General features: G+C 60.4%; 21 protein-coding genes. 12 read left to right on the top strand and 9 right to left on the bottom strand.

Going from position 1 to position 23722, the window contains the following annotated elements:
• The first annotated feature begins 201 nt into the window (after positions 1–201).
• Together secA and CZ345_RS02755 are read left to right on the top strand one after the other, a co-directional pair.
• A complete protein-coding gene (gene secA, locus CZ345_RS02750) occupies positions 202–2904 on the top strand; it encodes a preprotein translocase subunit SecA (RefSeq protein WP_077071673.1) in 2703 nt (900 codons plus the stop codon).
• A gap of 189 nt (positions 2905–3093) precedes the next feature.
• Entirely contained in the window at positions 3094–3633 is a 540-nt protein-coding gene (locus CZ345_RS02755) for a GNAT family N-acetyltransferase (RefSeq protein WP_077071674.1), read from the top strand.
• Positions 3634–3956: 323 nt separating this feature from the next.
• Here CZ345_RS02755 and CZ345_RS02760 read toward each other — a convergent pair whose 3' ends face one another.
• The 9 genes from CZ345_RS02760 to CZ345_RS02800 form a co-directional block, all read right to left on the bottom strand.
• The gene (locus tag CZ345_RS02760; protein ID WP_077071675.1) at positions 3957–5606 is read right to left on the bottom strand and encodes a CTP synthase; all 1650 of its coding nucleotides are present in this window, start codon (positions 5604–5606) and stop codon (positions 3957–3959) included.
• A 378-nt stretch (positions 5607–5984) separates the two neighbouring features.
• Complete coding sequence (locus tag CZ345_RS02765; RefSeq protein ID WP_077071676.1) at positions 5985–6734, bottom strand: DUF169 domain-containing protein; 750 nt, start codon at positions 6732–6734, stop codon at positions 5985–5987.
• A gap of 258 nt (positions 6735–6992) precedes the next feature.
• Positions 6993–7460: a siroheme decarboxylase subunit alpha gene (gene ahbA, locus CZ345_RS02770; RefSeq protein ID WP_239446596.1), complete on the bottom strand. Its 468-nt coding sequence runs from the start codon at positions 7458–7460 to the stop codon at positions 6993–6995.
• Positions 7461–7689: 229 nt separating this feature from the next.
• The gene (ahbD, locus tag CZ345_RS02775) at positions 7690–8847 is read right to left on the bottom strand and encodes a heme b synthase (RefSeq protein WP_077071677.1); all 1158 of its coding nucleotides are present in this window, start codon (positions 8845–8847) and stop codon (positions 7690–7692) included.
• Positions 8847–9845, bottom strand: a complete 999-nt coding sequence (gene hemB / locus CZ345_RS02780) for a porphobilinogen synthase (RefSeq protein WP_077071678.1) — start codon at positions 9843–9845, stop codon at positions 8847–8849. Before hemB ends, ahbD begins: the two co-directional genes overlap by 1 nt.
• A 145-nt stretch (positions 9846–9990) precedes the next feature.
• Positions 9991–10917: an AEC family transporter gene (locus tag CZ345_RS02785; RefSeq protein WP_077071679.1), complete on the bottom strand. Its 927-nt coding sequence runs from the start codon at positions 10915–10917 to the stop codon at positions 9991–9993.
• 65 nt (positions 10918–10982) lie between these two features.
• Positions 10983–11909, bottom strand: a complete 927-nt coding sequence (locus tag CZ345_RS02790; RefSeq protein ID WP_077071680.1) for a restriction endonuclease — start codon at positions 11907–11909, stop codon at positions 10983–10985.
• Positions 11910–11987: 78 nt separating this feature from the next.
• Complete coding sequence (gene ahbC, locus CZ345_RS02795) at positions 11988–13172, bottom strand: 12,18-didecarboxysiroheme deacetylase (RefSeq protein ID WP_077071681.1); 1185 nt, start codon at positions 13170–13172, stop codon at positions 11988–11990.
• Positions 13173–13662: 490 nt separating this feature from the next.
• On the bottom strand, positions 13663–14703 hold the full coding sequence (locus CZ345_RS02800; protein ID WP_077071682.1) for a tRNA-specific 2-thiouridylase: 1041 nt from the start codon (positions 14701–14703) through the stop codon (positions 13663–13665).
• A gap of 148 nt (positions 14704–14851) precedes the next feature.
• Between CZ345_RS02800 and CZ345_RS02805 the strand changes: the two genes are divergently transcribed.
• From CZ345_RS02805 to CZ345_RS02860, 10 genes are all read left to right on the top strand, one after another.
• The gene (locus CZ345_RS02805; protein ID WP_077071683.1) at positions 14852–15595 is read left to right on the top strand and encodes a DUF4851 domain-containing protein; all 744 of its coding nucleotides are present in this window, start codon (positions 14852–14854) and stop codon (positions 15593–15595) included.
• Between the two features lie 252 nt (positions 15596–15847).
• A complete protein-coding gene (gene rpsF, locus CZ345_RS02810) occupies positions 15848–16162 on the top strand; it encodes a 30S ribosomal protein S6 (protein WP_077071684.1) in 315 nt (104 codons plus the stop codon).
• Entirely contained in the window at positions 16162–16425 is a 264-nt protein-coding gene (gene rpsR / locus CZ345_RS02815; protein ID WP_077071685.1) for a 30S ribosomal protein S18, read from the top strand. Before rpsF ends, rpsR begins: the two co-directional genes overlap by 1 nt.
• A 17-nt stretch (positions 16426–16442) precedes the next feature.
• Entirely contained in the window at positions 16443–16961 is a 519-nt protein-coding gene (gene rplI, locus CZ345_RS02820) for a 50S ribosomal protein L9 (protein WP_077071686.1), read from the top strand.
• 48 nt (positions 16962–17009) lie between these two features.
• Positions 17010–18452: a replicative DNA helicase gene (dnaB, locus tag CZ345_RS02825; RefSeq protein ID WP_144277219.1), complete on the top strand. Its 1443-nt coding sequence runs from the start codon at positions 17010–17012 to the stop codon at positions 18450–18452.
• A 525-nt stretch (positions 18453–18977) separates the two neighbouring features.
• A complete protein-coding gene (locus CZ345_RS02835) occupies positions 18978–19355 on the top strand; it encodes a lysozyme inhibitor LprI family protein (RefSeq protein WP_077071688.1) in 378 nt (125 codons plus the stop codon).
• A gap of 143 nt (positions 19356–19498) precedes the next feature.
• Entirely contained in the window at positions 19499–20842 is a 1344-nt protein-coding gene (locus CZ345_RS02840; RefSeq protein ID WP_077071689.1) for a TrkH family potassium uptake protein, read from the top strand.
• A gap of 14 nt (positions 20843–20856) precedes the next feature.
• Entirely contained in the window at positions 20857–21507 is a 651-nt protein-coding gene (locus CZ345_RS02845; RefSeq protein WP_077071690.1) for a potassium channel family protein, read from the top strand.
• 264 nt (positions 21508–21771) lie between these two features.
• Positions 21772–23178 carry a helix-turn-helix transcriptional regulator gene (locus tag CZ345_RS02855; protein ID WP_077071692.1) on the top strand — a complete coding sequence of 469 codons (1407 nt, stop codon included), beginning with the start codon at positions 21772–21774 and terminating at the stop codon, positions 23176–23178.
• Positions 23179–23262: 84 nt separating this feature from the next.
• The gene (locus tag CZ345_RS02860) at positions 23263–23703 is read left to right on the top strand and encodes a C-GCAxxG-C-C family protein (protein WP_077071693.1); all 441 of its coding nucleotides are present in this window, start codon (positions 23263–23265) and stop codon (positions 23701–23703) included.
• The last annotated feature ends 19 nt before the right edge of the window (positions 23704–23722 follow it).

The raw sequence follows: 23722 nt of genomic DNA on the forward strand, positions 1-23722 counted from the left end.
CCGCGTTCGTCCCGGTTCGGGGAGAAAAGACGCGTCTTTTCCGGCTGCGGCAAGGCGTTTTTTCCGTCAGCGGGGAAAATGTGGCGGAGAAATGCCGCTTTGCCGGAAAATAAGACGGAAAAGTCCCCCGGGAACATTTGCCAAACCGGGAGGCATGACTTATCTTCTGCCTTGTTTCAACGTCCTTTTCTGGAGATTCCCATGATCAAGTTCCTGATCGGCAAAATATTCGGCACCCGAAATGAACGCTACCTCCGTTCTCTGCGCCCCAAACTCAAAAAGTGCAACGCGCTTGAACCTCAGATGCAGGCGCTCTCCGACGAGGAGATTCCCGTAAAGCTTGCGGAATACCGCGATGCGGTGCAGAGCGGCGCCCGTACGCTGGACGACGTGCTGCCCGAAGTCTTCGCCCTTGTGCGCGAAGCTTCCCGCCGCGTCATGGGTATGCGTCACTACGACGTGCAGCTTGTGGGCGGCATGGTGCTTCATGCGGGCAAGATCGCGGAAATGAAGACCGGCGAAGGCAAAACCCTGGTAGCCACGCTCCCCGTGGTGCTCAACGCCCTTTCCGGCAAGGGCGTGCATGTGGTCACGGTGAACGATTACCTCGCCCGCCGTGACGCGGAGTGGATGGGACGCCTGTACAACTTCCTCGGGCTTTCCGTGGGCGTCATCGTGCAGGGGCTGTCCGACGAGGAGCGCAAGGCCGCCTATGCGTGCGACATCACCTACGGTACCAACAACGAGTTCGGCTTCGACTACCTGCGCGACAACATGAAGTTCTATGCCGAACAGCTGGTGCAGCGCGGCCATAACTACGCCATCGTGGACGAAGTGGACTCCATTCTCATCGACGAGGCCCGTACCCCGCTCATCATTTCCGGTGCGAGCGACGAGTCCACGGAACTGTATCAGGCCATGGATGCCGTCGTCCGTCATCTTGCCGCTCAGGAAGACTATACCATAGACGAAAAGGCCAAGACGGCCATGCTCACCGATGCGGGCGTGGCCAAGTGCGAAAAGATGCTCGGCATCGAAAACCTGTTCGATCCGGCCAGCATTTCCTATCAGCACCATATCCTGCAGTCGCTCAAGGCCCATCACTGCTTCAAGCGCGATGTGGACTACATTGTGAGCGACGAAGGCAAGGTGGTCATCGTCGACGAATTCACGGGCCGCCTCATGCCCGGCCGTCGTTTCAGCGACGGCCTGCATCAGGCTCTGGAAGCCAAGGAACAGGTGAAGGTCGAGGCCGAGAACCAGACGCTGGCCAGCATCACCTTCCAGAACTACTTCCGCATGTACGACAAGCTGGCGGGCATGACGGGTACGGCTCAGACGGAAGCGGTGGAATTCGACCAGATCTACGGCTTGGAAACCATCACCATTCCCACCAACAAGCCCATGATCCGCAAGGACATGCCCGATCTCATCTTCCGCACCCAGCGGGAGAAATACCAGGCCATCATCGAGTCCATCAAGGAACTGTACAAGAGCGGGCAGCCCGTTCTGGTGGGCACCATTTCCATCGAGACTTCCGAACTTCTGTCCTCCATGCTGAAAAAGGAAGGCGTGCCGCACAGCGTGCTGAACGCCAAGCATCACGCCGAGGAAGCCGCCATCGTGGCCCAGGCAGGGCAGAAGGGACATGTGACCATCGCCACCAACATGGCGGGGCGCGGTACCGACATCGTGCTCGGCGAAGGCGTGAAGGAACTGGGCGGTCTGCATATTCTGGGTACGGAACGCCATGAAAGCCGTCGTATCGACAATCAGCTGCGCGGCCGTTCCGGCCGTCAGGGCGACCCGGGTTCCTCCCGCTTCTATCTTTCGCTGGAAGACAACCTCATGCGCATCTTCGGTTCGGAACGCATTTCCGGCCTCATGGAAAAGCTGGGCATGAAGGAAGGCGAACCCATTGAGAACCGCATGGTGTCCAAGGCCATTGAAAACGCCCAGAAGCGCGTGGAAGGCCACAACTTTGAAATCCGCAAGACGCTGCTCGACTACGACAACGTCATGAACCAGCAGCGCGAGGTGATCTACAGCCTGCGCCGCGACCTCATGCAGCTGCCCGATGTGGAAGGCGTGCTGTTCGAGTTCGTGGACGAGCTTCTCGACAATATCTATCAGCCTGTGGAAGCCATCAAGGAAGCTCCCGACGCCGAAATGTGCGCGGAAGTCAACGGCCGCCTGCTGGAAGTGTTCAATATTGCCCGCGCCATGCCCGAAATGACCATGAGCGCCATTCCCGGCAAGGAGCAGGCCCGCGAGGCCGTGGTACGCATCTTCCAGGAACTGCGCGAGGAGGCCGGCCCCGTGTACGGCGACATCCTGCGCTACTTCCTGCTGGAAGCTCTGGACCGCTGCTGGAAGGATCATCTGCGCGCCATGGACTACCTGCGCGAAGGCATAGGCCTGCGCGGCTACGCCCAGCGCGATCCCAAGCGCGAATATCAGAGCGAAGGCCTTGCCATGTTCAAGGAAATGCTGTTCCGCATCCATGAAGGTGCGCTCACCTCCCTGACACATGTGCGTATGCGTCGTGTGGAACCGGGCGAAGTGGAAGGCGCGGAAGGTGGTGAAGCTGCGGCGGAAAGCGCGCAGGAACCGACGGCGGAACAGCCCGTTTCCTCCGAGGCGGAACAGCAGAACCCGCAGGAAAGCGACCGGAAAGAGGAAGAGCAGGAACAGACCGCTCCCGAAGCTCCCGCGCAGGAAGCGGAGGCAAGGCCCGAACCTGCCCTGAACCTTCGTCACAAGACGGATCCCGCCGCCATGGGCGGCCCTGCACAGGAGCCGGAGGAACATCACCTCTACAACGGCGTGAAGGTGGGCCGCAATGATCCCTGCCCCTGCGGCAGCGGCAAGAAGTTCAAGAAGTGCTGCGGCAGAAACCTGTAATGCTTTGAGATGATCCCCACGGCGCTTCCGGGCTCCGTGGGGATTTTTGTCTCCTTCATGGGGGAAAATACCCCCGGATTTTTTATTGATGAGATGTCCGCGGCCCCCGCGTCTTTCGGGACGGAAGCGCACGGGGGCCGGTGAAGGCCGACGGATGGGCCGGAAAACATGCAGAGGAGGCGATGAAGCATGATACGCAGAGCGGCGGAACACGATATTGATGTCGTGGAAAAACACTATACCGAGCTTCTGACCTTTGAACGGGAGCACGGCAGCACGACCAACTGGGAACTGGGCGTGTATCCCACAAGAAGCGTGGCGGAAAAGGGTGTGGCGGACGGCACGCTGTATGTGCTGGAGGAGAACGGAGAGGTCTGCGCGAGTATGCTCCTCAACCATGTGCAGCTTGACGTGTATGCTTCCATCGACTGGCGGTATCCCGCAGAGCCGGACAAGGTGCTGGTCATCCACACGCTCTGCGTTCCGCCTTCTCAGGCGGGAAAGGGCGCAGGTTCGCGCATGGTGCGCTTTGCGCTGGACGAGGCGGCCCGGCGCGGCTGCGATGTCATACGTCTCGACACCTGGGAGCATAATGAACCTGCGGCAAGGCTGTACCGCAGACTGGGCTTCCGCGATGCAGGCAAGGCATCCACGCTTTTTGAGGGCCTTATTGCCGAAAATCTGATTTTTCTGGAAAAAAGAGTGGAGAAAGGCCCTTCCTGCAGTTAGAGAAAGGTCCTTTTCATGCGGAAAGGCCGCGCTTCCGTCTGATCGGGCGCGGCTTTTGTTTTCCGTCCCGGGGAAAATCCGTTTCTTCCTCTCAGCGCAGGACGGGGAAGGGACTGCGCTGCGCGCTTCTGCCGTTGAGCGGCAGGCGTGCGTTTCATGTATGAGGGGACGGATGTGCCCGAAGGTATCGGCGGTGTTGACGAGGCGGAGACCACGGGGCTTTGGAAAGGTACCCTGTGCAGACGGAAAAAAGAAAAGGGCGCCGCATGAATGCGGCGCCCTGTCCGGCGAGAAGGCGGGAATGAGTTTTCCCGCCCGGAATATCAGCGCTTCCTGGACTGCTTCACCGCAGCGGCGATGAAGTCGTGGAAGAGCGGATGAGCGCGCATGGGACGGGACTTGAATTCAGGATGGAACTGGCAGCCCACGAACCAGGGATGATCGGGCAGTTCCACGATTTCCACCAGCGTGCCGTCGGGAGACGTGCCGCTGAACACCATGCCGTGCTGGCTGAGGGTTTCGCGGAAGGCGTTGTTGAACTCGTAGCGGTGGCGGTGGCGTTCGGAAATGTTTTCCTGCTTGTAGGCTTCCGCAGCCTTGGTACCGGGAAGAAGCGTGCAGGGATACGCGCCGAGGCGGAGCGTGCCGCCCTTGTTGCTGGCTTCGTCACGCACTTCCACGGAGTTCTTGCGGAAGTCGTACCATTCCGTCATGAGGTAGATGACCTTTTCGTCGGTGAGCGGATCGAATTCCTCGGAATTGGCCTTGGTCAGTCCGGCCACATGGCGGGCGAATTCAATCACGGCGCACTGCATACCGAGGCAGATGCCGAAGAAGGGCACCTTGTTTTCGCGGGCATAGCGGATGGCTTCGATCTTGCCTTCCACGCCGCGGTAGCCGAAGCCGCCGGGCACCAGAATGCCGTCGCAGCCCTTGAAGGTGGCGGCGGCGTTTTCCGCATTGACCTCTTCGGAATTGACGTACTTCAGATTCACGGACACATGGTTGGCCACGCCCGCATGGACGAGGGCTTCGTGCAGGCTCTTGTAGGCTTCCTTGAGGTCGACGTACTTGCCCACGATGGCGATGGTCACCTTGCTCTTGGCGGCTTCGTCGAAGTCGTGCATGAGCTTGTGCCAGCCGGAAAGATCGGCGTTGCGGGCGGGCAGGCGCAGCATGATGGCCACCTTCTGGTCGAAGCCTTCCTCATAGAACTTGAGCGGCACGCCGTACACGTTCTTCACGTCCACGGAGGTGAACACCGCGTCTTCGTCCACGTTGCAGAACAGGGCGATCTTTTTCTTGAGGTCCGCGGGAATGGTCTGTTCGCAGCGGCAGAGAATGATGTCGGGCTGAATGCCGATGGAAAGCAGTTCCTTCACGCTGTGCTGGGTCGGCTTGGTCTTGTATTCCCCGGCGGCGTGCAGGTAGGGCACGAGAGTGAGGTGGATGTTCAGGCAGTTGTTGCGGCCGATGTCGGAACGAAGCTGACGGATGGCTTCCAGGAAGGGCAGGCCTTCGATGTCGCCCACGGTGCCGCCGATTTCGATGATGGCGACGTCGGGAGCGTTGTCGCCCTCGGTGAGGCTCAGAATGGTGCGCTTGATTTCATCGGTGATGTGGGGAATCACCTGCACGGTACCGCCGAGGTAGTCGCCGCGGCGTTCCTTGTTGATGACGTTGAAGTAAATGCGCCCGGAGGTGGTGTTGTTGTTCTGGGAAAGGGAAACGTCGAGGTAGCGTTCATAGTGGCCGAGGTCGAGGTCGGTTTCAGCCCCGTCGTCGGTAACGTACACTTCGCCGTGCTGGAAGGGGTTCATGGTGCCGGGGTCGACATTGATGTACGGGTCGAGCTTCTGGATGGTCACGGAAAGCCCGCGAGCCTTCAGCAGCGCGCCCAGCGAAGCCGCGGCCAGGCCTTTTCCGAGGGAGGAAAGCACGCCGCCGGTAACAAAGATGAACTTGGTTTTCATGAAAGAGCCCTTCTATGGAAAATTTCTGGGAGATTAAAAATAAAGGAACCTTCTGCCATATTTTCGGCAGAAAGGCATCCCATTGACGCATTGCGCTCTTGTTTCTTATACTTTATCCCCCTTGCGAAAGAAAGTAATAATTCACGCTTTCCGAAAATTTTTCCCGGCGCAAGGGCGCGGATGCGGCGCAGCCGTTGCGGCGCAGGTTTTTTCCGCCTTTCTGCGGCGTGTGCCGCGCCCCGCTCCAGGCGGCCTTTTCGCCCCTCACGGCTCCGGACTCCGGCTTCCGGGAGCCTTGCGGGGCTTTTTTTCGAGCACCCGTCATTCGTTCCCGGGGCAGAGGCCGGCGCCGTTTGCCGAAGCGGCCTTGGCGCCGCGTTACGATTCCCATGCCCTGCGGCTTTTCTCTATCTTTTTCCGTACGGCGGCCCAGGTCTTTCCGGTAAGGAAGGAGCGGGGCGCGGCCTCGGCCATGGCGCGGAACACCTCGAAGGTTACGGTAAAGGAAAGTTCGTCCACCCCCATGAAGGGACGACAGGAAGGATCGGTTCCGCCGACCACGGCTTTTTTCATGCCCCTGTTCCGGTAGTGCAGCGGCCAGGCGAAAATATGGGCGCAGCCCGAACCGAAGGGCATGGCGACGGCGTGGTGATCATCCAGCGCAAAGCAGGCAAGCAGGGAAAGGCCGCTGAGCACTTCGCCGCGGCATCGGAAGGTGACGAGCTGCGGTTCTTCCCGGCAGAAAGAAAGGGGCGCGGCCGTGCAGAAGGGCGCGGGAGCGGGCTGGATGTCGATATCCTGCAGAAAGCGCCGCATGGAATCGGGAGAGGGAAGATAATGTTCACCTTCGCCGCCCCGCCAGCCTGTGGTAACGAAGTGCACGATGCGTTCCGGCGCGGGAAGCGTGTAGCCGAGATACACCCATCCGCCCATGCAGCCCGGAACGGCGGAGGAAAAGTGCACGCAGGTCTTTTTTTCGCGCGCAAGGCGCAGATAATTGATGAGGCAGGCGTGTCCGCCCCCCGGGACGGGCGTGAGAGAATGTTCCGGGGCCTGTTGCGCGTAACCTGTTCCCAGGGGTTCTTCGCAGCCGAGAAGATCGAACATGTTCTGAAAGGCCTGGAGCATGGCACCTCCTCTGGAAGATGAGGATGAACGCATCCGGCCACGGCGTGTTCCGGGGATGCGGCAGCAGAACGCGCCGCCCCCGCCGTGCCGTATGCCGACCCGTCTTCAGCCTAGCGGTGAGGGCTGGGCATGTCAATGAAGCGGAGCAGCGGTTCTCCCCCGGGAGAAAAGCGGGCGGAAGGCCCTGAGCCTGCGTATCGTTCGGCCCCGGCGATCATGAGGCAAAAGAAAAGGCCCCCTTGCGGGAGCCTTGCAGGGCTATTCCTCCATCTGGAAGTCCACCCGTATTTTGAAAAGTTTCTCGGCGGGCAGGTTCATGACGGAAACGCCGGTACGTTCCTCAATCCCTGCGATGGTGGCGCACACGTCCTCCCAGGAAGGACCGATGAGCGTGAACCATATGTTGAATTCATGGTTGCGCAGATAGTTGTGCGTCACCCCGGGCAGGGCGTTCACATCGGCGATGAAGGCGTCGAGCTTCTCTTCCGGTACATGCGCGCCGCACAGCGTGGAGCGGAAGCCCAGCCTGGCGGACTGAAAATTGGCCCCCAGGCGGCGGATGATCTTTCTTTCCTTCATGGACTTCACCCGGGAAAGCGCTTCCTCTTCGGAAATGCCGAGCTTTCTCCCCAGCTCCTCATAGGGGCGGGGAACCAGCGGAAAATCCGTCTGGATGATGTCCAGCAGTTTCTTGTCGATGAGGTCCATGGATTCGGTCTGAGACATCGCGAAGCTCCTTGAGGCCAGGGGGGAGGCGTTCTTCCTGTATGGCCCGTTTCTGCGGAGAAAGACGGGCGGAGTGTCGTGCGGGAAAAGGTCCGGGGCCTGCCCGGACGTTTGCTGCCTGAGGGGCGGAAGAAATTTCCGCCGGTCTTGTATGCTTACTGAGAATCCGCGCCTTCCCGGGAAAACGCGCCGCATGAAAACGGCGCGCTTCCCGGGAGGGAGGAACGGTTTACTTTGCGGCCGACCTGGGCTGGTACAGGCACAGGGGTTCCTGCGCCATGGGATCGTCGGTCATGCTGTAGGCGCGGGCGCGGCAGCCGCCGCATACCTTGTGGTATTCGCACACGCCGCACTTGCCCTTGTAGGCGCTCTGGTCGCGGAACCTGAGGAACCACGGCGTTTTTTTCCAGAGCTCGGGGAAGGGGGTGTCGCGCACGTTGCCGCAGTCGAGCGTGAGATAGCCGCAGGGCTGGAGCTGGCCGGTATGGCTGATGAAGCAGAAGCCCGTGCCGCCGAGGCAGCCGCGCGTCATGGCGTCCATGCCGAAGTTTTCCATGGTCACGCTCACGCCTTCCTCGCGGGCGCGCTGACGCATGATGCGGTAGTAGTGCGGCGCGCAGGTGGCCTTGAGATACATGGATGTCGTTTTGCGGAAGTCATAGAACCAGTGCAGCACTTCCTCGTATTCCTCGGCGGAAATGACCTCTTCCTGTATTTCCGCCGCACGGCCCATGGGGACCAGCAGGAAGATATGCCACGCCACGGCCCCTATGCGTTCGCACAGATGGAAGATGTCCTTGAAGGAATGGAGGTTGCTCTTGGTGACCGTGGTGTTGATCTGAAACTCCACGCCCGCGGCCTTGAGGTATTCGATGCCGCGCATGGAGGCGTCGAAGGCTCCGGGCACGCCGCGGAAGGCGTCGTGGCTCGCGGCGTCGGCTCCGTCGATGGAGATGGAGCAGCGCTGGAACCCGGCTTCCTTTATCCTGAGGGCGGCCTCTTCGGTGATGAGCGTGCCGTTGGGCGACATGACGCAGCGCAGCCCCCTGTCGCGGGCATAGGCGGCAAGTTCATATACGTCGGAACGCATCATGGGGTCGCCCCCGGTGAAGATGATGATGGGCTCGCCCACTTCCGGGAAGGTATCGATGAGGGCCTTGGCTTCGGCGGTGGAAAGTTCCCCGGGGTAGGGTTCGGGATGCGCCTCGGCCCGGCAGTGCTTGCAGGCCAGGTTGCAGGAGCGCGTCACTTCCCAGGCGATGAGGCGGCACTTGGGAGAACCGTCGGGCAGAAGGCGCGGCCTTTCGCCGTGCCTTCCCCTCCCCATGGGGTGCCCGCCGGGATGGCAGGCACCCAGGGAACCCATGGCGTCGTTATGGCCGTTCATCAGCGGATCCAGCCTTCGCGGAGGGCTTCCGCGGCAAAGTAGGTGATGATCATCTTGGAACCGGAGCGCTTGAGGCCGATGAGCGATTCCATGATCACGGCCTTGCGGTCGATCCAGCCGTTCTGGGCGGCGGCGCAGATGAGGGAGTATTCGCCGCTCACCTGATAGGATACGAGCGGCACGTCGAAGCTGTCGTGCATGAGACGGATCACGTCCTGATAGGGACCGGCGGGCTTGACGATGAACATGTCCGCGCCTTCCTCAATGTCGGCCTGCATTTCGCGAAGCGCTTCCTGCACGTTGCCGGGATCCATCTGATAGGTGCGGCGGTCGCCGAAGTGAGGAGCGGATTCGGCCGCATCGCGGAAGGGACCGTAGTAGGCGGAAGCATACTTCACGGCATAGGACATGACGGGAATTTCCTCGAATCCCGCCTTGTCCAGAGCGTTGCGGATGGCGAGCACGCGCCCGTCCATCATGTCGGAGGGAGCGATGATGTCGGCACCGGCTTCGGCCTGGGAAACGGCGGTTTTCGCCAGAAGGTCGAGGGTGGGATCGTTGAGCACATGGCCGGTCTTGTCGCCGTCGGCAATGATGCCGCAGTGCCCGTGGGAGGTGTATTCGCACAGGCACAGGTCGGTGACCACGACAAGGTCGGGCCAGTTCTTCTTGATCATGCGCGTGGCGCGCTGGACGATGCCGTCTCTGGCATAGGCGCCGGAGCCCACGGGGTCCTTTTCGGCGGGAATGCCGAAGAGCAGCACGGAGCGCAGGCCCGTTTCCACGGCCTTGCCGATTTCCTTTTCCAGTTCCGCAAGGGAAAGCTGGTACTGGCCGGGCATGGAGGCGATGGGCTGACGGAAGTGTTCGTCGGGGGTGTCCACCACGAAATAGGGCATGATGAGGTCGGCGGCGGAAAGGGAGGTTTCGCGCACCATGTCGCGGAGCGCGGGCGTGCGGCGCAGACGGCGGCCGCGATGGAAGGAAAGACTGGTCATGGAAGTATCCTTTGCGCCGTACGGCGCGTTGACGGTCGATGAAAACGAGAGAGAAGATAACACCGGCCCCCGGCTTTGAAAAGGGCCGGAGTCACACCGGAGGAACATCTCCCGGAGCTGGGTGTTCTCAGCGCCGCGGAGAACGTCAGATCTGGAAAAGATAGACCATGACGGGCATGGTTATCACGCAGAGCAGTGTGGACACCACGTTGATGAGGCTTGCGTATTCGCCGTTGTGACCATAGAGGTGCGACATCTGCGTGACGGTGGAGGCGCAGGGGGCGGCGGCCGCAAGAAAGCTGATGAGCAGTATGGTGTCGCCGTCCTTCACCCATGAGGAAAGGCCGCCTGCACGGAAAAGCAGAAGCGTGACGAGGGGAAAGACCACAAGGCGCAGCGCCACGATGAGCGGGAGCTTTCTGTAGGCGAGAATGCGGCGGAAGCTCACCGAGCCTATGAGCATACCCGTGACGATCATGCACAGGGGGCCGATCATGGAACCCGTGGCATGTACCGCGAGCCGGGGAATTTCGGGAAAGTGCAGTCCGGTGACGAAGAGCAGCGCGCCCGCCGCCATGGCGAGGATGTTCACGTTGAAGAGAATGTTTCTGAGGTGCACCTGCCCGTTTTTCTTGAGCAGCGTGTAGCAGTGCGTCCAGAACAGGGCCGTCTGTCCGATGAGAAAGCCGCTGGTGTACAGCACCCACTGAGGCCCCAGCACATGGATGACGATGGGAATGATGAGATTGCCGCCGTTGGAGTAGATGGCGGAGGCCTGCTCCACGGGATCGAGCCTGAGGGGACGGCGTATGAGCGCGTTCAGCGCAATGGCGAGAGCCTGAGCAAGGGCGGCCGCCGCAAGGGACAGAAAGAGTCCGTGAAGCTTGTCCTGGGAAAATTCCACCTGAAAGGCGTCGAGCATCATGCAGGGGCCCACGATGTACAGGGCCACGGCCGCAAGAGGCGCGCTCTGTTCGGCCCTGAGCAGGCCGAGCCTCACCACGGCATAGCCCATGAGCACCATGAGCAGCATGGCCGCGATCTGTTCGCCGAGAAGAAGGGAAATGGTCATGAAAGAACTTTTGCAGTGAGTTTTTTATCGGGCGAGCCCCGATGGGAAGTCCGACGGACCAAGGGCTAGGCATCTTCGTTGAAATAATCCGAATCGAGTCGTTTGACCTTATAGGTTTTGTAGACGGAAACGCCGATGTTGTACTCTATCATGAGCTGAACGAGCTTTTCGCCGTCGATCAGCACCAGAGAAGCCTGGGAAAGCAGCCGGGCGTATTCCAGAGCTTCCTTTGAGAATTTCGATGTCGTGATGAACACGCCCCGTGTGGCATGGCGGCCCATGAGCGCTCCGGCAAAAGCCTGTATGTCGGGTCTGCCCACAGTGTTTTCCCAGCGTTTTGCCTGAAGATAGATACTGCTCAGACCGAGTCTGTCTTCCTTGATGATACCGTCGATGCCACCGTCGCATGTCGTCTTGAAGGCCTTTCCGGCATCTTCCACGGAACCTCCGTATCCCATGGCCAGCATGAGGTCCACGACCAGCTGCTCAAAGAACTGGGGAGAATTGTGCCTGACCGCTTCAAGCAGTTCCGAAGCAAGAGCTGCGTTGATGGTCTCCATGGCGTTGTCGATGGATTCTTCCGGCGTCATGTCCTGAGCATCATTTTTTTTCGTCATGCCGGAGTCGTCATGATCCTTTTCGTCATTTTTGTTGGAGTTTTTGATCCATAGACGATATTCCGGGAACTGCTGCAGATCTTTTCTGGTCAGGGCATGGTGACCGGACAGATAGTGAACACCGTCGGGCGTAATCTGGTACATGCCCCTTCGTACGCGGAGCAGCAGACGTGCCATGGTAAGGAAGACGAGAGACCAGCGTATCTGATTCTTATGTTTTGAACCTCCGCTGGACAGTTTTACGGCAAGATCGTCGGGCGTAAGATGAAGGTATGCGGCAACGGGCTCCATGAGGTCATGGATGGAAAAAGGAGCCGTCTTCGGACATACGGCAAGGGTTGCAAAAAGGTAGTCGTCAAGAACGGGAAGGGCCATGGCTGTTGCTGCGGAGACGGAGAGGATGAAAAAGCGGCAACGGGGAGGCTCTGCCTGAGCCTCCCCGTTGCGTGCGGATTACTTGATGCCGATTTCCTCATCGGTGAGGTAGCAGGCCGGATCTTCCGCCCATTCGTCGCCGTAGTAGGCTTCGGCGCGGGAACGGAAGTTGCCGCCGCAGATATTGAGGAAACGGCATTTGGCGCAGCGGCCCTTCACGTGAGGCTTCTTGTCCTTGAGCTTGTGCAGAAGTTCGATGTTCGGGTCGTCCCATATTTCGGAGAAGGGGCGTTCGAGCACATTGCCGAACACATGGTGACGCCAGAACTGGTCGGCGGAAACATCGCCGTTCCAGGAAATGCAGCCGATGCCTCTGCCGGAGCTGTTGCCCTCGTTGAACTGCAGAAGCTGGAACACTTCTTCGGCGCGCTTCGGGTCTTCCCTGAGCAGGCGCATCCACACATAGGGCCCGTCGGCATGGTTGTCCACGGTGAGCACTTCCTTGGGCGTGCCCGCGTCGAAGCACTCGCGCGTCTTGTCCATGATGAGGTCCACGATGGCGCGGGTTTCCTGATGATTCAGGTCTTCGTTGATGAGTTCCGTGCCGCGGCCGGAGTACACCAGGTGGTAGAAACACACGCGGGGAATGTCGCGCTCGCGCAGAATGTCAAAAATTTTGGGAATTTCCACGGCATTGCGCTTGTTGATGGTGAAGCGCAGACCGACCTTGATGCCTTCTTCGCGGCAGTAGTCCAGACCTTCGAGAGCACGGCGGAAGGAACCCTTCACCCCGCGGAAATGATCGTGCACCTCTTCGCCGCCGTCGAGGGAAACGCCCACATAGGAAAGTCCCACGGCCTTGAGTTCCTTGGCCATGGCGCGGTCGATGAGGGTGCCGTTGGTGGAGATGACGGCGCGCATACCCTTCGCGGTGGCATAGCTCGCCAGTTCCGGCAGATCCTTGCGGATGGTGGGTTCGCCGCCGGAAAAGAGCATGACCGGCGCGCCGTAGGCGGCGAGGTCGTCGATCATGATCTTGGCCTGTTCTGTGGAAATGGGGTCCACGCCCTTGTCCGTTTCGGCCTGGGCGTAGCAGTGCACACATTTCAGGTTGCAGCGCCGCGTCATGTTCCAGACCACCACGGGCTTCTTGTCGGCGGAGAACTGGAGAAGGTGGGAAGGCAGCTTGCCGGAATGGCGGCCGTAACGCAGAGCGTCGGACGGTTCCACCTGCCCGCAGTAAAGCTTGGAAATGCCAATCATGTACGATCCTCACTGGTGCGCGTTGTCGTGAAGAGCGGACGGGAAAAACGCCGTTTCCCTGTCGCGCCGCAACGGATTCCGCCTTTTCGTCGGAAGGGGCGGAAGAATATGGCCCGAGGCATGACGCGTCTGCGCTCTGTGCCGCCCGACGGCTTCATGCCTTTTCAACAATGTTACCAAAGCGCAGGAAAAAGACACGCTTTTCCGGTGCGTTGGGTGCATCGGCCGGATGTGTGCCGTGCGTGCCGTTCCCCGGCGGGAAGGGCATGGGCACAAGTCGTACTTCCGTGCCGGAGGCAGGGAAGACCGAAGCCGAATGGGTGGCATCATAGACGCACTGGCCCGCGGAATCAAGTGATTCCGGTCATAAATCAGGAATAATTCCTGAAAAACTTTCTGCAGAAAAGCCCAAGGTTTCTTTCTCCGCAGGAAGGTTCTGGGGGCGTCCGTGCCGGGAAGCAGGCGGCTTTGCGGCATTCTGGCCGGGCACTCAGTCCAGCACGCCGCCGGCGAGAACGAAGCCTTCACCGTCGTACACGGCGGCGACCTGTCCGGGAGCGGGGGGCTGCTGAGGCGAGGCGAAGGCAATGTGCATACGGTCTTCGTTGATGGTGACGTCTGCCGGTACCGGAGCCTGATGGTAGCGCACGCGCACGAAGAGTTTTTCCGGCCACAGATGCGGCGCGACCATGAGGTTGAGTTCCCCGGCGGAGCAGGACGTCACGGGCAGAACATGCTTCGGCCCCACCACCAGGGTGTTTTCTTCCCGAAGGCGCTTCAGCACATAAAGCGGTTCCTTCCAGGCGATGCGCAGTCCTCTGCGCTGGCCTTCGGTGTACTGCCAGAGTCCCCGGTGACGGGCGATGATCTTGTTTTCTCCGGCAAGCAGCACGGGACCGGGCCCTGGCAGGTTCAGCCCCTCCTTCTGCCTCGCTTCCAGCCAGGCGTAGTGATCGTCGCCGGGGATGAAGCAGATTTCCTGACTTTCGGAAGGCAGCGGAGGCGTATGCCCGTGGTCGGCCAGCCATGCGCGGATGTCGGGCTTTTTCCACGGGGCAAGGGGGAACAGGCAGCGGCGAAGCCTCTCGACGGGCACCAGCGCAAGAAAGTAGCTCTGATCCTTGGCGGCGTCTTTTCCGGCGCGCAGGCTCCGCCCGTACACGGGGTGCTCTTCCATGGAGGCGTAGTGGCCGGTGGCGTAGGTTTCCCCGTATGCCGCGGCGGCATCGAGCAGCAGGCCGAACTTCATGGCGCGGTTGCAGATCGCGCAGGGATTCGGCGTGCGTGCGGCGGCATGGGCGAGAGCAAAGGGTTCCATGACGAAACGGCGGAACGGTTCTGCAAGATCGACCACGCGCAGCGGAACCCCGATGCTCCGGCAGAGTTCCCTCATGGCGGGGACGGGATCGCCGCCGGGGGGCGAGGGCAGAAAACGGGCGTGCAGAGCCGTGACCGAGTGGCCCTGTTCCTTGAGATAAAGCAGCGCAAAGAGGCTGTCTGCGCCGCCGCTGATGGCTACGGTGATGTTCATGTTCCGAACATGCCATCTGCCCGCGCGGAGAGCAAGGCCGTTTTCTCTCTCCCCGCACCGTTGCCAACGCCGCGGGATAGTCTTATGATGGAATCCTCCCGAAAAAGCGGGAGAACATGTCACCCTGTTGCCGAAAAGAGGTATTCTCATGAAACATATGTTTGCCTGTGCGCTTCTGGCCGCTGCAACGATGCTTTGCGGCTGTGCCGGATCTTCCATGTATCGTGGTGTGGACGCTTCCACCGGAGCCTTCGTTTCCACCTATTCCCCGGTAGTGAGCGTGAAGGCCGCTCCCGGCTACGATCAGGTGCTTTCCGGCTATACGCTGTGCCGCGTGCCCTATGAAAACAGTATGCTGCGCACGCTTTCCGTGGACGCCTGGGTTTCCCTCCAGGCCGGAGAAGGTTCGCAGCTCGTCACCGTGCTGGCGGAAAGCCCCAGCGACATGATCTGGGAGGTGCGGGCCATCGGCGTGGACTTCCAGTCGCTGAAGGTGCTGTACGAGAACAACGGCATCGCTCCGAACGACGCCACCGTGCATGTGTATGTGCGTCCCGCCTCCATGGACCCGTGGACGCCTCTGTTCGCGCAGGGCGGAAAGGCCGCCTGGCAGGGGGATACCCTCGTGGCCCGCTATGAATGGACGGGCGGAGCCGACAGCAGCAAGCTCATTGTGGAATACCGCGAACCTGCGCCGGAGATTCTCCCCGGGCTTGCCATGAACGTGGAGGATCTTGCGGCCTTCATCGCGCGTTCGCAGAAGGCCTTCACCCTTGAAGGCGTGACCTCGCCCGTGAATCCCCGCCCGCGCGAGACCGTGAGCGTGCCCGACAGGCTGCTTGCTCCCGTGCTCGGCGTGCTGAGCACCAATCGCATCATCATGGATATCTGAAAGGGCGACGGCGCCTTTTCATAACGGTTTTCCGGCGTCCGGCAGGCTCTGATTCCTGCCGGGCGCCTTTTTTCCGCACGGCTTCCGGCAAGTTCATGCAGGAAGAAGCGGAGAGACTTCTCCGGGGGGCGGGGGAGGGGGGCTTGACAGAAAGGCCCCTCCTGAGTAAATACAGCAATTCACCTTGTTCGCCGTATGGTTTTCCGGCAGGAAGTCGGAAGCGGCGGACCTCTGACCGTAAGGAGATCTTACATGCGCAAAATGGAAACCCTGCTGCTCCTTTCTCCGGAGCTGTCTGTGGAAGAGCGCGAAACCATCCTGAAGACCATGGATGAAGTGGTTGTCCGCGAAGGCGGCAAAATGCTTCTCGTGGATCAGTGGGGTATGCGCGATCTGGCCTATCCTGTCCGTAAGCAGATGCGCGGCTTCTATGTCCGCCTCGAATACGCCGCTCCTTCTCAGCTCGTGGCTGAACTGGAACGCATCATCCGCATCACCGACGGCGTGTTCAAGTTCATGACCGTCAAGCTGGCTGATTCCGTTGAAGCCACCGAGGAGGTCGCGTAATGGCTTTCCGTAAGAAGTTTGCTCCTCGCCGCAAGTTCTGCCGCTTCTGCGCCGACGCCGAACTGGCTCTCGATTACAAGCGTCCCGACATCCTCCGCGACTTCATCACCGAACGCGGCAAGATCGTCGCCCGCCGCATTACCGGCACCTGCGCCAAGCATCAGCGCGCTCTGACCACCGAAATCAAGCGCGCCCGCCAGATGGCCCTGCTGTTCTACACTTCCGCCCATTCCAGCGAAGTGAAGAAGAAGACCAACATCTAACGGCATAGGAGAGCAAAATGAAAGTTATCCTTCGTGCCGACGTTGAAAAGCTCGGTCACCTCGGCGACATCGTCAATGTCAAGCCCGGTTACGGCCGCAACTACCTGCTTCCTCAGCAGCTTGCCAGCCTTGCCACTCCCGCCAACATCCGCGTGTTCGAACTGGAACGCAAGAAGCTGCAGGCCCGTATGGACGCCCTTCGCGCTGCTGCCGCCGACCTCGCTTCCAAGCTGGAAGGCGTGGTGGTGACCATCACCATGCGTGTTGGTGAAAACGACAAGCTCTACGGCTCCGTGACGCCCGCCATGATCGGCGACGCCCTTGCCGCCATGGGCATTGAAGTGGACCGCCATCGTCTGCTGCTCGACGGCGCCATCCGCACTCTGGGCGAACACCATGTGCGCGCCCGTCTGCACGCCGACGTGGTTCCCGCCTTCACCGTGAAGATCGTGTCTGAAGAAAAGCACATCGTTGAAGAAGAAGCTCCCGTGGAAGCCCCTGCCGCCGAAGCGGAAGCTCCTGCTGAAAATGCCTGATCAGCTTCTTCGGAAGCCTGACGAGTCATGGACAGCCCGGATACCGTCATGAATGAGGCCGCTGCTCCTTCGCGGAGCGGCGGCTCTCGTCGTTCTTCCCGCCAGGAAGGCGATCTTTCCGAACGCGCGCGCGACGACCTTCTGCGCCGCGTGCCTCCGCACAGCGAAGAAGCCGAACAGGCCGTTCTGAGCGGTGTTTTTCTGCGTCCGGATCTTCTGCAGGAAATCGTCGACCAGCTTCGGGATACGGATTTTTATATTCCCGCGCACCGCATCATCTTCGGGGCGTTCATGGCTCTTTTCGAGCAGAACACCCCGGTGGACGAAGTGACGGTGTTCGACTGGCTGGTGAATCATTCCCAGCTTGAGGCCGCCGGCGGCGCCGCGTACCTGGGCGACCTTTCCCGCGCGGTGGTGAGCGGCGCAAACGCCGTACACTGGGCCAAGATCGTGCGCGACAAGGCCATGCAGCGCACTCTCATCGAAACTTCCGCCCAGATCATCAGCAACTGTTACGACGCCACCAAGGACGTGCCCACGCTCCTTGATGAGTCGGAACGCGCCATATTTTCCATTTCCGAACGCGCCAACAGCAAGACGTTCAGCAGCAGCAGCGAGCTTGTGCGTTCCGTGTTCGACGAACTTCTCGCCCGCTACAACAACAAGAGCGTGACCACGGGCGTGCCTACGGGCTACATGCAGCTCGACAAGATGACGGCGGGGCTTCAGCCCACCGACCTCATCATTCTTGCGGCCCGTCCCTCCATGGGCAAGACGGCCTTCGCCCTCAACGTGGCCATGCGCGCCGCTCTGAGCGGCGGGGCCACGGTGGCCATATTCTCCCTGGAAATGAGCAAGGAATCCCTTATGGACCGTATGCTCTGCGCCTGGGGCAGGGTGGAACTTTCCCGCGTGAGAAGAGGCTTTCTGGAAGACGACGACTGGGCCAAGCTTTCCGCTTCGGCCGATGCTCTTTCCCGCGCGAAGATATTCATTGACGATACGGCGGGCCTTACCCCCCTGGCGCTGCGTGCGCGTTGCCGCCGCCTCAAGGCCGAACACGGACTTGACCTTGTGATGGTGGACTACCTCCAGCTCATGCACTCCGCCCGCAACGATTCCCGAGAACTGGAAATTTCCGATATATCGCGCAATCTCAAGGCCCTTGCCAAGGAACTCAAGGTTCCCGTCATCGCGCTTTCCCAGCTCAACCGTAAGGTGGAAGAACGTACGGACAAGCGTCCCGTGCTTTCCGACCTGCGTGAATCCGGCGCCATCGAACAGGACGCCGACCTCATCATGTTCATTCATCGTGAGGATGCCTACAACAAGAAGGGCGACCGCCCGAAGACCGGCATTGCCGAAATCATCATCGGCAAGCACAGAAACGGCCCCACCGGTACGGTGGAACTGGCGTACCGGCCGGAGTTCACGGCCTTCGACGACCTGGAAACCACCTATATCGAACCTTCGGAGTCGCAGCAGGGCTGAAAGGCCGTCACAGGGCTTTCGGCATGTTGAACCGGGGTCTCCGGCTTTTTGCCGGAACAGTGCGGAAAAAGAAGCAAAGGGGAAGGCAGCGCCTTCCCTTTTTTGCATGCGGAAGGTCCTGTTTTTCCGGTGTCTGCCGGGAAGTTCCGCCGCTTTTTCGTAACAGAGGGGCTGCTTTTAGTATTCAACTTCCGCGTGCTGAAGGAAGTTTTTCCGACCGGCCCTGCGATGCGGCTCTTTGTATGCTCTTTTCCCGGAAGCTGATTTCCTCCGTCCGGCAGATTTTCCGGCGATTTCCCGGCGGAAGCATGATCGGCGCTTTTTTCCCGGAGCATCGCACGATGAACAGGGGAATATTTCGTGGCTTATGAAGTTTTCATGCTTTCCGGAGCAATCGCAGCTTTTGAATATGCGGGGGAAAGGCGTACTCTGTGCGGTACGGCGTCGGCGGCGGGCGGTCGCTTAGCCGGAAGCCGGGAAAACAGACGCCCGGATTTCGGGAGAACTGGAATAAAAGGATTTTTCATGCTGCTGGCCGTCTTCTTTTCCGGTACGGGAAATGCCGGGGAGGAGCTTGCTCCGGGGTACGATGTCTGCATGGAGCATGCCCTTTCCGACATGGACATGATGCAGTGTGCCTCCGAGGTCTGTGAGCACTGGGACAGGGGACTGAATGAAAACTATGCGGCGGCTCTGAAAGTATGCGCTTCCGTTTTCGCTCCTGAAGCATGCAGGGCCAATGTCAGCAAGGCGGAAAGGTTCTGGGGGCAGTATAAGGAAGCCATGTTCGACGCATTGATGGAACTGGCCGGAAGGGGGAGCCTTGCCTGCCTTTCCTCTCAGAGCTTTCTGACGGAAGAGACCAGAAAGCAGGCCCTTCTGCCGGGTACGGCGGGCCGGTAGGAGAGCCTCGTCCTTTTCCTGCCTGTAAAATCCGCCCCTGTTTCCCGCATGCTGCTTGCCTTGCGGCCTGCGTACATGCTACTAGGAGCAGGGCGCGCCGTTTTCCGCCCTTCACGGCTTTTTCCCGGCGACCGGAGAAGCATATGCCATTCTGGAATAAAGAGCGTCTCAGTCCTTCGCAGATCATCATCCTCGGTTATTTTCTGCTCATTCTCTGCGGAACGGGGCTGCTCATGCTCCCCTTCACCACCAGGGACGGACTGGGGGCCGCTTTCGGTGACGCGCTGTTCACCGCAACCTCGGCCATTACCGTCACCGGCCTTGTGGTGCACGACACCATGCGCTACTGGTCATGGTTCGGGCAGGCCGTCATTCTGCTGCTCATTCAGATGGGCGGGCTCGGCGTCATCAGCATGGCCGTGGCCGTAGCCGTGCTGGCCGGTCAGAAAATCGGCTTCCGTATGCGCTGGGTGATGCAGGAATCCATTTCCGCGCCGCATCTTGCGGGGATAGTACGCCTGACGGGGTTTATTTTCCGCACCGTGCTGACCGTGGAGCTTTTCGGCGCAGCGCTTCTGTCCCTGCGTTTCTGCCCGCAGATGGGCCTCGGACAGGGACTGTGGATGGCGCTTTTCCATGCCGTTTCCGCCTTCTGCAACGCCGGATTCGACCTCATGGGGGCGGCGCAGCCGTACTCCTCCCTTACGGCATGGGGGGCTGACCCGCTTGTCTGCCTTGTCATCGCTTCGCTCATCACGCTGGGCGGCATAGGCTTTCTTACCATGCATGACGTGCGTTCCTGCGGGCGGCATTTCAGGCGTTACAGCCTGCAGAGCAAGCTGGTGCTGCTGTGCAGTGCAGCCTTGACTGCCGGAGGATTTCTTTTTTTCTTCTTTTTTGAGTTTCAGCGGGAAGGCTGGGGCATGAATGCGCCGGAAGCTGCGCTCAGCGCGCTTTTCCAGTCCGTAAGTCCGCGCACGGCGGGGTTCAACAGCGTGGATCTTTCCGCCCTGAGTCCTCTCTCGCAGTTCGTCACCATACTGCTCATGCTTGTGGGGGCCGCGCCCGGTTCCACGGGCGGCGGATTCAAGGTGACTACGCTTGCCGTGCTTCTTCTGGCGTTCATGGCCATTTTTCTGCACCGGAACGACGTGCGCGGTTTCGGTCGCAGACTTCCCGACATGGCGCTGCGAAAGGCTTCCGGCATATTTCTGTGCTATCTTCTGCTTTTTCTGGCAGGGGGGATGCTTCTTTCGGCGCTGGACGAGCTGCCGCTCATGACGGCGTTTTTCGAATCCGCCTCGGCCATAGCCACGGTGGGCCTTTCTCTGGGGGCGACGCCCCATCTTTCCGACGAGTCGCGCATGATTGTCATGGCGCTCATGTATTTCGGCAGAGTGGGCGGACTTACGGTATTGTTTGCGGTTTCCTCGGGCATACGGCAGGACGGCTTCCGTTACCCCGCCGAAGATGTGGCCGTGGGCTGAAAAGGAGTGTCGGCATGAAATCCGTATTGCTCATAGGGCTGGGGCGCTTCGGTCGCCGCATGGCGAAAAAGCTGCGTGAACTCAACCACGACGTGCTCGCCATCGACAAAAGCGAGGAACGTGTCAACGACGCGCTGGACTTCGTGACCAGCGCCCAGATTGCGGATGCCACCAGCGAATCGTTCATACGTTCTCTGGGCGTGAGCAATTTCGATCTCTGCGTGGTGGCCATAGGCGACAATTTCCAGAGTTCTCTGGAAACCACGGCTCTTTTGAAGGAGTGCGGGGCGCGCTTCGTCGTTTCCCGTGCATCGCGCGAGGTGCACGCCAAGTTCCTTCTGCGCAACGGCGCGGACAAGGTGGTGTATCCCGAAGGACAGACGGCCGAATGGGCCGCCATGCGCTACAGCAGCGATCATATCTTCGACTATGTGAAGCTCTCGCCCGAGTATTCCATCTATGAAATGGCCGTTCCCGAGGAGTGGAAGGGCAAAAGCGTCATGGAACTGGCCGTGCGGCAGAAATACCGCGTCAATGTCCTCGGTGTGAAGAAGGACGGTCATCTTCAGCCCATGCCCGGCCCCGACCATCGTTTTCTGCCCGGTGAGAGCGTGCTCATTCTCGGGCACGACAGGGACGTGCAGAACCTTTTGCAGAAAAGCTGAACCGGTTCTTCCGCACATCTTGCCGGAAGGGAAGTTTTTTTCTACTATTGGACTAAGTCTTATATTCGATATCCGCTCTCAGGGAAAGGGCGCCTTCGTAAGCTTGGGAAGCCTTCGAAGGAAGCGGGGAAAAAGCGGGCAGATGCGGTCCGCTCCGCATGTTTCCCGAGAGCTGGGAAGGACTCCGGGCAGGGCGTTTTTTCCGTTCCGAAGCGCGGTCGTCCTGTCGGATGTTGCGGATACCATCCATGACGAGGGGGAAAAGTGGATATATTGGATTCCTGCGCCTGTTCCGGGGGAAATCTTCCCCGCTTCGTTCAGCCCGTACTGCTGGCCCTTCTGGCACGGGAACCCATGCACGGCTATGTCCTTGTGCGGAAACTGGCGGATACCGGACTGTTCGGTTCCCGGAAGCCTGATATGACGGGCTGCTACCGCATGTTGCGCGAGATGGAGCAGAACGGCGTGCTGGAAAGCATCAGCGACAGGGGGGAAGGGCCCTCGCGCAGAAAGTACGTCGTGACCGGGAGGGGGCGTCAGTGCCTGAACCGCTGGATCGATTCCCTGTCCCGGAACCGGGATCATCTGGAACGGGTCATGCGTTTTCTTCTGACGGTGCAAGAGGAGTGCGAAGCTTCGCGGGATGACTGTCCGGCCGGGGAGCGCGCCTTCATGGAAAAGGTGAGGGAACGTGCGCTGGCCGGAAAAATGCCCCTTCGTGAGGACGTGCTGCGCCTGCTTTCCTATGCGCCCCATTCTCCCGAAGCCGCCTTTCTGGGACGTCTTGCCCGGGGCATGGCACGAGAGGTGGCCCATGATACGGCGCGTGTGTGGGCGGCGGTAGGGGTGGACTGCGCTCCCTGCCCCATGAACTGCGCGTTCTGCGCCTTCGGGGAAGCCTTCGGCGTGGTACGGAAGGCCCATGAATGGACGCGGGGGGAAATTCTGGGAGCGGTATGCCGCTATGCGTTTGAGGGGGCCTCCTGGCTGGTGCTCCGCACCACGGAAGACTACGGGCTGGAACGCCTTTCTGCTCTGGCGAGGGAGGCCCGCGCTCTTTTGCCGGAACGCTGCGTGCTGGCGGCGAATACGGGGCAGAAGAATACGGAAGACATACGGAGGCTGAAGGCTGCCGGGGTGGAAGTCATGTACCATGCCCTGCGCCTCGGCGAGGGCAGAGACACGCCCTTTGATCCTGTTGAGCGCCGCGCCGCGTTGAAGAGCATAGGGGCGGAAGGCATGACGCTGGCCTGTCTGGTGGAGCCTCTGGGCGTGGAACACGGCAATGAGGAGATTGCCGACGCATTTTTGACGGCGTTGTCTTCCGGGGCTGCGATCAGCGGCGTCATGGCCCGAAGCCATGTGCCGGGTACGCCCTTTGAAGGCCGGGAGGAAGTGCCGGAGGAACGTCTTGCCCTGGTGGCAGCCGTGGTGCGCCTTTGCGGAGGCACGCGCACGGAGCATGTCTGCGTGCATCCGCCGTCGGCTCTTGCGGTGTCGTGGGGGGCCAACGTTCTGGTGGTGGAAACGGGCGCCGTGCCCCGTGCGGATGCGGAAGTGCCGGGAGAATGGAGGGGCTTTTCCGTGGAGGATGCCCGGGCGATGTTCACGCAGTACGGCTATGCCTTTTCCCGTTCGGCACGCCCGGGAGCCGGAGAACGGGAAGCATGAGCGGGGAGACGGGCGTTTTCCCGGAGATGTTTCCGGCCTTTGCCGTCAGAGGCGGGGCCATGAACCGTAATAAGGGGGAGAGATATGGCTGCTCCGTCACGTTTTGGATATTGCGCGCAGACGGTGTGCCTGCACTGTGCCTCGCGCCTCGGCATAAGCGATGCGCAGGCCATAGGCATGGCCTCTGCGCTGGGCACGGGCATGGGGCACGCCGAAATCTGCGGCTGCATCAGCGGCGCGCATCTTGTGCTGGGGCTTTACTACGGCAGTGCGGACACCATGGAGGAAGGAAAGCTTAAAAAGCCCGTTCTTCTGGAAAAGGTCGCGGAATTCGAGCGGCGTTTTTCCGAAAAGCAGCCGCACCGCATGTGCAGGGACATGCTCGGCATGGATATTACGCAGCCCGGCGTGATGCGCGAGGCTGCGGAAAAGGGACTCTTTGTTTCCGTATGCAGGGAAATGACGCAGCGTACCTGTGATATCCTTGCGGATATGCTGGACAAGGACGCGAAAAGTCGCGCCTGATACGGCAGGCGGCACTCCC

It is taken from the genome of Mailhella massiliensis (assembly GCF_900155525.1).
GTDB classification, from domain to species: Bacteria; Desulfobacterota; Desulfovibrionia; order Desulfovibrionales; family Desulfovibrionaceae; genus Mailhella; species Mailhella massiliensis.